The sequence below is a fragment of the Brotaphodocola sp. genome (assembly GCF_050873065.1).
Taxonomy (GTDB): domain Bacteria; phylum Bacillota; class Clostridia; order Lachnospirales; family Lachnospiraceae; genus Brotaphodocola.
The window spans coordinates 1-3,553 of the sequence record NZ_JBNMIC010000108.1; the positions used below are offsets into that span (position 1 = coordinate 1).

The 3,553-nt window shown below is 41.4% G+C and carries 2 protein-coding genes and 2 tRNA genes; 3 read left to right on the top strand and 1 reads right to left on the bottom strand.

Going from position 1 to position 3,553, the window contains the following annotated elements; all coding sequences use genetic code 11:
* Positions 1-73 precede the first annotated feature (73 nt).
* From ACR0QE_RS13215 to ACR0QE_RS13225, 3 genes are all read left to right on the top strand, one after another.
* Positions 74-146, top strand: a tRNA-Gly gene (locus ACR0QE_RS13215).
* A 21-nt stretch (positions 147-167) separates the two neighbouring features.
* Positions 168-240: transfer RNA gene (locus ACR0QE_RS13220), tRNA-Thr, on the top strand.
* A 102-nt stretch (positions 241-342) separates the two neighbouring features.
* The gene (locus ACR0QE_RS13225) at positions 343-1,320 is read left to right on the top strand and encodes an acyltransferase family protein (RefSeq protein WP_432628799.1); all 978 of its coding nucleotides are present in this window, start codon (positions 343-345) and stop codon (positions 1,318-1,320) included.
* 129 nt (positions 1,321-1,449) lie between these two features.
* On the opposite strand, the gene ACR0QE_RS13230 is transcribed toward ACR0QE_RS13225, so the two are convergent.
* A complete protein-coding gene (locus ACR0QE_RS13230) occupies positions 1,450-2,733 on the bottom strand; it encodes an O-acetylhomoserine aminocarboxypropyltransferase/cysteine synthase family protein (RefSeq protein WP_432628800.1) in 1,284 nt (427 codons plus the stop codon).
* Positions 2,734-3,553 lie beyond the last annotated feature (820 nt).

A 3,553-nucleotide genomic window follows, 5' to 3' on the forward strand; every position in this document is an offset into this window, starting at 1 on the left:
TACAGAATTACGGATGATTCAATGTGCAGTTTTGAAGGTACATGTATGAATTGCAGAAATGCGATTCAAATATGCGCGAGTGGCTCAGTTGGTGGAGTACGACCTTGCCAAGGTCGGGGTCGCGGGTTCGAGTCCCGTCTCACGCTCTTGCAATGAAAATTGCATATGCTGCTGTGGCTCAGTCGGTAGAGCGTCGCATTGGTAGTGCGGAGGTCACGGGTCCGATTCCCGTCAGCAGCTTAGAGTGAGAAACCCTTGTAAATCAAGGGTTTTTTGTTGTTTTAGGGTGAAATTTAAGCCGTCCGATTTGGGCGGCTTTTTGTGCGGAGAAAGAGTGGAGAAGTGAATGAACAGATAAAAGTGAAACGTAATTATCGAATTGATAATGTGAGAGCATTGCTTATCACATTAGTAGTGGTTGGACATTTAACAGAGATTATATATTATCAAAATTCAGAGTTCGTTTATCGCTGGATTTATATATTTCATATGCCGGGTTTTGCTTTCGTGTCGGGTCTGTGTTGGAATGGAGTGAAAGATGGACGTGTCTGGAAAAAATTAATTTATCCGTATGTGATTTTCCAGACATTGTATCTGATTTTTCAACACGTTGTTTTAAAAGGGGATTTTATATTGCAGTATACCACACCGTATTGGCTGATGTGGTATCTCTTTGCTTTGATCCAATGGGGAATGATTGTATCAACGATTCCAATAAACAAAAAGAACGGTGGAATTATAATTGTTTGTTCACTGATAATAGCGTTGCTGTGTGGGTTTGATGATACGATTGGATATTATTTTTCCTTATCACGAACATTGGTATTATTTCCATTTTTTCTGTGCGGAGTATGGCTGCGGGAATTTCCGGAGCTTTTAACAGCAAAAGCGAAAAGATGGATGAGAGTATTATCTGGTATTTGTGTGCTAGGATGCATGGGAATAGTGTGGCATTATTATGGACAAATGCAAAACAGCTGGCTTTACAATAGTTTATCATATCATTCGGCAGGGTATCATCTTTGGATTCGTTTAGGAATCTTAATTATGGCAATGATTTTATTGATTTGTTTATTTGTGTTGGTTCCTGATAGATGTGTAAAAGGTGTGAGCTATTTGGGACAAAATACAATGCCTGTATTCTTGTTTCACGGTTTTATTGTGAAGTGGATGGGGATGTATGGAGAGTTTTGGAATAAACCGCATTGCCGAGTGCTTATCCTGCTCGCAGTAACCACAGTAATGTTAGTGGTTTTGAGTTCTCCGTTAATAGTTAAGATAATGAGATTCCTGATAGGATGGTTTTATAAAAAGAAATAACATGATCTATATCAAAAAACACGAAAAATTTGGGCGTGTGAAAAATGATTTCTCATTTTTTCACATGCCCCTTTTTGTTTACAGTTTGCTGTGCCTGTTGATAACTAAACTATTGGAAGATTCTGAGCTTTAGATCGCATTGAGTGCCTGTGCGAGATCAGCGATCAGATCATTTTTATCTTCAAGTCCGCAGGAAATACGAACAAGACCAGCTGGCACTCCGGCGGCAGCAAGCTGTTCATCCGTCATCTGGCGATGAGTGGAGGTTGCAGGATTCAGACAGCAGGTACGGGCGTCCGCAACATGAGTCTCAATGGCAGCAAGTTTTAAGTGTTTCATGAAAATTTCAGCAGCAGTTCGTCCGCCTTCCAGCTCAAAGGAGACAACGCCACAGCCGCCATTTGGAAGATATTTCTGAGCACGGGTATAGTATTTGTCGCTTGGAAGTCCCGGATAGTTGACGTGGGTTACTTTTGGATGAGAAGCAAGGAATTCAGCAATTGCCTGTCCGTTCTCAACATGGCGCGGCATGCGGACGTGAAGAGATTCCAGACCGAGATTGAGATAGAAGGCATTTTGCGGAGCCTGCATACAACCCAGGTCACGCATGAGCTGAGAAGTACATTTTGTGATAAAAGCGCCCTCCTTGCCAAATTTTTCTGCATAGGTAATACCATGGTAGGACTCATCCGGTGTGCAAAGTCCCGGGAATTTTTCGGCGTGAGCCATCCAGTCGAACTTACCACTGTCGACAATTGCGCCGCCCAGAGCTGCGCCATGACCATCCATATACTTGGTTGTAGAATGGGTTACGATATCTGCGCCCCATTCGAACGGCCGACAGTTGATTGGAGTTGGGAAGGTGTTGTCAACAATCAGCGGAACTCCGTGAGCATGAGCAGCTTTTGCGAATTTTTCGATGTCGAGTACCGTTAAAGCGGGGTTAGCGATTGTTTCACCGAAGACAGCACGGGTATTTTCCTGAAATGCGGCATTCAATTCTTCTTCAGTGCAGTCAGGAGAGACAAAGGTCGCGGTGATTCCCATTTTTGCAAGGGTCACGGCAATCAGATTAAAAGTTCCGCCGTAAATGGAAGAGGAAGCGACGATATGGCTTCCGCATTCGCAGATATTAAACAGAGCAAAGAAATTAGCGGCCTGTCCGGAGGAAGTTAACATTGCTGCGGTACCACCTTCGAGAGCTGCGATTTTGGCAGCGACATGGTCGTTTGTTGGATTTTGCAGACGAGAATAGAAATATCCGCTTGCTTCCAGATCAAACAGCTGCCCCATTGCTTCACTGGTGTCATATTTAAATGTTGTGGATTGAATGATCGGAATCTGCCGAGGCTCTCCGTTTCCAGGCTTATAACCGGCCTGAACACATTTTGTGTTGATTGAATATTGATCCATTGTGTAAACCCCTTCTCTTTATAAGTAGATTGACTTCAGATGTTCCATCAAACAACGATGTTGCATCTGCGTGTTTCTCCATTATACGCCTATTTGGGAAGAGATACAAGAAAACAGAGAAAAAATTCCCTACTTATCATACTTATAAAATATGTTTTGTAAGTGCGTAAATTGGAAAAATAAAAGAAAAGGTGAAAATAGGTAGATTTGATTTGAGAGAGAAAAGGGAAGAGCAAGGGGAGGATGGGAAAAGAGATGGCGAAATTATGGAATGAAACAGACGGAGCTTCTGGTAATATATAGCACAAACAGTATGTAACTCAGAGGGGATACGCAGTGATTTGGATAGGAAGATCCAAGCAGAGCTGACCAGAATCGCGCGCCAAGTCTTAGCGAGTATCGACTTAAATTAACATGAAAAATAAAAAAAACGCGAAAATCAGAAAAAAGTGAAAAAACGCTTGACGTTTGTCTGGCGGTGTGATATTATAATCCTCGCCCCTGAAAACAGGGGCACTGATTAAAAGAAAAAATAAAAAAGTTGTTGACAGATCGACGGATATCTGATATGATATAAAAGTTGCTGCTGAGATGCAAACAACAAAGAAGTTGAAAAACTTCAAAATAAAATAAAAAAGTGCTTGACAAACACGAAAGAGTTTGATAAAATATACAAGCTGTTTCGAGAGAGATAGGCAAACAACAAAAACTGAACCTTGAAAATGAAAGATTGAACAGTGTTTAAAACCCTGAAAATTCTTATAAAAAAGAGTCTTTTGGTAAAGACATCTTTGAATTGAGAAATTCAGAACAAAAACAA